This window comes from Bacteroidota bacterium, from assembly GCA_030706565.1.
Classification (GTDB): domain Bacteria; phylum Bacteroidota; class Bacteroidia; order Bacteroidales; family JAUZOH01; genus JAUZOH01.
In genome coordinates, this window is record JAUZOH010000276.1 from 1 (window position 1) to 5,173 (window position 5,173).

At 42.7% G+C, this 5,173-nt stretch carries 6 protein-coding genes; 2 read left to right on the plus strand and 4 right to left on the minus strand.

The features are described from left to right. The coding region (locus Q8907_12395; protein ID MDP4275070.1) for a type II toxin-antitoxin system RelE/ParE family toxin at positions 1–122 on the plus strand (122 nt) is incomplete at its 5' end. 98 nt (positions 123–220) lie between these two features. After that, the gene (locus Q8907_12400; GenBank protein ID MDP4275071.1) at positions 221–496 is read left to right on the plus strand and encodes a heavy metal-binding domain-containing protein; all 276 of its coding nucleotides are present in this window, start codon (positions 221–223) and stop codon (positions 494–496) included. Positions 497–784: 288 nt separating this feature from the next. Here the strand turns inward: Q8907_12400 and Q8907_12405 are convergent, their stop codons facing one another. The 4 genes from Q8907_12405 to Q8907_12420 form a co-directional block, all read right to left on the minus strand. After that, entirely contained in the window at positions 785–2,140 is a 1,356-nt protein-coding gene (locus tag Q8907_12405) for a family 43 glycosylhydrolase (protein MDP4275072.1), read from the minus strand. A gap of 66 nt (positions 2,141–2,206) precedes the next feature. Continuing rightward, a complete protein-coding gene (locus Q8907_12410) occupies positions 2,207–4,522 on the minus strand; it encodes a hypothetical protein (GenBank protein MDP4275073.1) in 2,316 nt (771 codons plus the stop codon). Further along, positions 4,519–4,773 carry a hypothetical protein gene (locus tag Q8907_12415; GenBank protein MDP4275074.1) on the minus strand — a complete coding sequence of 85 codons (255 nt, stop codon included), beginning with the start codon at positions 4,771–4,773 and terminating at the stop codon, positions 4,519–4,521. The genes Q8907_12410 and Q8907_12415 overlap by 4 nt, the downstream gene beginning before the upstream one ends. 88 nt (positions 4,774–4,861) lie before the next feature. Further along, complete coding sequence (locus Q8907_12420) at positions 4,862–5,071, minus strand: hypothetical protein (GenBank protein ID MDP4275075.1); 210 nt, start codon at positions 5,069–5,071, stop codon at positions 4,862–4,864. Positions 5,072–5,173: the final 102 nt, after the last annotated feature.

A 5,173-nucleotide genomic window follows, 5' to 3' on the forward strand; every position in this document is an offset into this window, starting at 1 on the left:
GAATGTCAAAAGTCAAATCTCATTTGATTTTTTTTAAGAAAACAGAAGACAATATTATGGAAATCATCAGAATTTTACATCAAAATATGGATATTGAAAATCGGCTTAAAAATGATGATTAACACATAACACTTTAGCTATCTTTTATACATTTGATATGGACAAAGTTGAACCATAAAGCACAAATATCTATAAATCCATCACTTAAATTTCAATATTTATGAAAACGAAGATTTTTATTATGTCGATGGCTATAGCTGCCATATCATTTGTGTACGGATGTTCACAAAATCCCAAAAGTGCCCAGGCAAATGAACAGGCGGCCCAGACCAAAGTGGTTTATACCTGTACCATGCACCCTGAAGTAATCAGTAATAAACCCGGGAAATGCCCCAAATGCGGGATGACCCTGGTTGAGAAAAAAGTATCTGTCGATACGCTTAAATCACAGCCCGGCGATACAGCTAAGAAAAAAATCAAAGTAAAAGGTGTATAGCAGACAGTGAAATTTACAATCTTTTATTAACCGATTTTTTAAAGTTCCCTACCGATAATATTTCGCAAAAACCGCCGGTACATTTTATTTAATTGGCATAGTGAAGTCTGTATATTATTCACTTAATTCTCATGCCTTAATCTTTATAGTTTTTCCATTTGGGCCAGTCAACAGTATTGCCCACCTGTGAATGAGCGGCAGAAATGAGGTTTATTAAGATAAAAAGAAGTTTCAATTTCAGAAAACGAGCTGTCATTTTATGATGGTTTAAATGTTTCGTTAGGCTATTTATTTGGTAATTGGTTCAAGAATGAAATAATCAATCCTCAGGTTTACATCCTGATGTGAATTTATCCTGATCAGGTTATCGCCCTGGTGCAACTGAACTTCGCCCAGATCAACGGTTTCCCAGCCATTGGTTTTCTTGAGTTTAGTACCGTTCCAGCCATCGAGCATATTTGGCCAGATCAAAATATCGGCGGCAAAATTCTGATCAGCCGAGAGGCGGACTTTCAGCCTTGCTTTCATGTCTTCGCCCACCTGCGCCAGCACCTGAACGTAATTGTATCGTTTATCAAAACCGGTCACATAGCCTTTGCCTGAAAAATCTTTAACCGACGATTCCACATGTGTTCCGGCCAGTTTGCCTCCTGAGGGTAATCCATTCTCGGCTTCCAGGAAAATCCGGCAATGCGTTGGCACTCCGTCCGAAATTCCGGCACGGCTGGGAACAATTGGTTTAATGGTTCCGTCGGGATTGTATTCCAGCCAGTCGGCCATCAAACTTCGCACTTCACTTTTGCCTCTCGAAACTATTGCGCTATGGTGAAATGCAATCCATTTACCCTGAAATTTAACAATAGACCCATGATTCGTACCAGCCTGTCCCTGGAATTTCGGGATGTAATTTCCTTTAAATGTATATGGGCCGAGCGGTTTATCGGCCATGGCATAATACATTTCTTCTGGCCAGTTTCCCTTGGGTAAAGCCGGGTACGACAAGTAATATTTGCCGTTGAATTTATGCACCCACGGACCTTCAAATACTTCAAACAACTGCTTACTCAGGTTCACTTTTGTTTCGGGTTTAATCGATAACAGATCGTCGTTTAATTCGGCAGCCATACAGCTTCCGCCACAACCCCAATAGAGGTAAACCCGGTTATCATCATCAGTAAAAACCGCAGGATCCTGACCCCATTCCACGCCTTTTATAAAACCAATATCTTTGAATGGTCCCTGCGGAACATCGCTCACTGCAATACCCGTGCGAAAAATACCAGTTTTCAGCTCGTGCATACAAAAAATCAGGTAATACCTACCGTGGCGAAAAACACAATCAATGGCCCAGGCATAATCCACAGCCCACGAAACATCATCTACTGAAAGTACCCGTCCATGATCTGTCCAGTTCACCCGGTCTTTGGTTGAAAACACATGGTAATCGAACATGGTAGCATGGTGGTTGGTGCCCGGCGTGTCGTGCGAAGTGTACAACCACAACATAGTAGTATCGCCCGGCCATACATGGGCGGATGGGTCAGCCGCATAAATGTGAGTGATGATTGGATTTTGAGCAGTCGCAATTTTAAACTGGAACATTCCAATGATAACCAAAACAAAAATAAAATATCGATTTATCATACTAATAAAATTTAATTTCAACACAAAAACACCTCAATCAATATGGAAAATCAGACTTGCAAAACCTTAATTTTGCAGCATTCCCCCCCATTGATTAAATTTTTTACCCACCATTGACAGAGGATGAATGATAAAATTATCAGGTTTTTCCCCAACATACAAAATGGCTTCCTCTCCTTTTTTCAGGTTCAGGGCTATTTCATTATTTCTTTTCTTCAGGAGAACTGTTTTCGGGGCAATCAGTTTGATCTTACCTTCCAGGTCACATTTTATAATGCAAGGTTCTCCCGCTAAACTTTTTATCCGGATAAATTTCGTTTTTCCAGCCTCCCTTGCTGCGCTAACCAGAAAAGCCCCCTCTGCCCGTAGATCATGAAAACAAACATCTTTCCATTCATCAGGCAGGGCTGGGAATATCCGTATTTTGCCGCCCCAGCTTTGAATGAGCATATCGAGTGCGGCGCGGCACGATGAGATTGGCGATTCGAAAGTAGGCCAACCTGCTTCGCTGTAAAAACCATTAGATGTTACAGTTGGAATTCTACCCGGCAATATTTTAAGGGAACGATTGAGCCAATTCAAGGCTTCATTCCCATCACCAAGTGCTGCCCATATAGATGAAGCTCCCGAAAATTTAAACATACAGTTATCTCCATCCAATGAAGTAAAGTTTTGCACCGTTTTTTTCATCATCGGAATCAAGTCAGGACGATTTTCGATGTTCATTTCGTACAGCGGGAAAATGGCAAATATATGACTGTAATGGCGGTGAGGCTTTGCAAACGGGGTGTTTCTGCCAATCATAATCCCGCGTTCATCAATCGGATAATAAACCATATTACTTAAAGCATCTTTCCATCGAGGCAGATCTGGGTCTTTGATTTGAAGCCTTTCGGCACATGAAATAAGGGTTTGGAAACCCCATCGAGCCAAAGCAATATTCATGCTCACATCTTTGTCATCGCCATATTCATCGGAAAAAGTCAGCGGAAGATGATATTTCCCATCGCTGCTTTTGTAAAGGATGCGGAGGTAAACCGCGAATGTCTTTTTCATCAATGGATAGACATGTTCACGCAGCCGTTGGTCGTCCATGCTGAATCGGTAATGTATGAAATACTGATGCATTAGCCACGGCAGCACAATGATATTCATCGGTTTAACCGAAGCCGTGTCATTAGTCAGGTAAACATTTCCGGAAAGGTCATCGAATCCTGCCGGATTAAGAATTGCAGCGCAGTCGTTTTGGAATTCCTTTGTCACGTTAAGGTTAAGTTTTCCGGCGTGGCGATCAAGAAGCAGATAAAGCGGTTCTTCCATTTCCGGGTGATTCGATACTCCCGCGGTGTAATAGGTAAGCTGGACATTCAGGTTCATCCAAAGACTGAGCCAAACCGTAGGCAAATACCAAGGGCCCAACAAGTCAATAGGTGGTTGATCTGGATGTCCGGCGCTGCCCAAACGATATTGCTGAATCCAGTAAAAACTTTCAAGTCTCGGGTCAGGAAAAGTAACAAAACTGGCCGGATAAAAGGAGTGCCACCACTGGCGGTGTGCCTTTTGTACAGCCACTTCATTTTTCTTTCGTGCCGCTTCTATGGTTGCCACAGCATCGGCTGCAGAACCGTTTCCCGGGCTATGTTTCTCAGCCCAACGGTTGGCAACCGTAATGTAAACCGAGCGGGTATCGTCCGGTTCCTGAACTTCGTTCCAGGCAGTGGCATAATCATCTCCAACCCATAAGGGCTGCGTGACAACTTCTATTCCATTGATTTTTTCAACCCTGAAAGGAGGATTATGCTGATAGGTCATTCCCGGCGAGGGCCTCAACCTTACCCTTGAACAATCGCCCTGCTCAGGACGGAAAGTTAACGAAGCTGTTCTTTCTCCCTGGTCACTTTTCAATTTGAGAATGATGACCTTTTCGCCGGAAGGAACATAGCAACAAATAGTGATGCGTCCCTTAGTGGTAATAATTTCTCCCCTGATTTCGGCATTCCACAGATCAGTGCGGAAGCTGGACTTTTGAATATCTCCTGCCGGCGTTAAAAGCAACTGACCAATGGGTAGTCGTACTCTGCTGAATGGATCAAAACCACTGGCTATCGAACGATGATCGTACACATCGCAGCGCCCGATCTCGAAACGGATCGTATTCTCCTTCAGATTGTCCCTGTATAGAATCGTTCCGAGCAAACCATTGCCCACATAAGCTCCCTCATAGTAATTTTCGGGTATCCTGTTCCATACCAGATCGTGCTTCGATAAATATTCAGGCCAGTTTACCTGAAGTTGCACCAGCGATTTGTTTCCTGCAAATACGGGGTTCTCCGAAAAAAGGAAAAGGAGTAACAGGAGTGAATAAAATGGAAACTTTTTCATCTCTTTAAGATATCAATATTTACAAGTTTTGTATCGCTTCCGATAATGTTGATGTCATATTTTCCGTTTTTAAAGTCAACACAAACATCAGATGATTTATCAAGACTCAACACCTCTTTATCATTAATTTTCAATGACTTGAATTTTACACAGGCCAAACTTTTCAATTTTCCGTCAGGCAAAAAACGGATGATAGCAAAACCCTGACAAATCAGTTCAATAGTATTTTTTCCGTCATTCAGGTCAAACATAGTTTCCTTGATTAAACAATGTAACGGCCCACGATCCGTCGTACAAAGGTTTTACCATGACATTCGTAGAAGCGTTTTTTCGGATGACCTACGCCGACTTTCCCAATGTATCCTGATCAACTTCAATCACTTCAGGATCACATGACACATTAAGGGTAAACTCATGGAGTTTGGTCATATCGCCGCTAAAAAAGAGTGGCGATGCCATCATGCACCAAAGCGACATGTACGCATACTGCTTCGCCGATAACTGGCAAGGAGCACTTGGTGTAAACGTCGTTCCTTTTTGTACACCCATCCAGCCAATTTGTGTGTAAACCGAATCGTTCCACGAACCGGGTTTCGGCCATGCGCCGTATTCGGCATTTTTCAGCTCCACCGCAAAAAACGGTCAAGTTCA

Bases quoted from the DNA above. Each gene is read 5' to 3' on its own strand.
- Q8907_12400 (MDP4275071.1), top strand. From the start codon at position 221: ATGAAAACGAAGATTTTTATTATGTCGATGGCTATAGCTGCCATATCA.
- Q8907_12405 (MDP4275072.1), bottom strand. From the start codon at position 2,140: ATGATAAATCGATATTTTATTTTTGTTTTGGTTATCATTGGAATGTTC.
- Q8907_12410 (MDP4275073.1), bottom strand. From the start codon at position 4,522: ATGAAAAAGTTTCCATTTTATTCACTCCTGTTACTCCTTTTCCTTTTT.
- Q8907_12415 (MDP4275074.1), bottom strand. From the start codon at position 4,773: ATGTTTGACCTGAATGACGGAAAAAATACTATTGAACTGATTTGTCAG.
- Q8907_12420 (MDP4275075.1), bottom strand. From the start codon at position 5,071: ATGGGTGTACAAAAAGGAACGACGTTTACACCAAGTGCTCCTTGCCAG.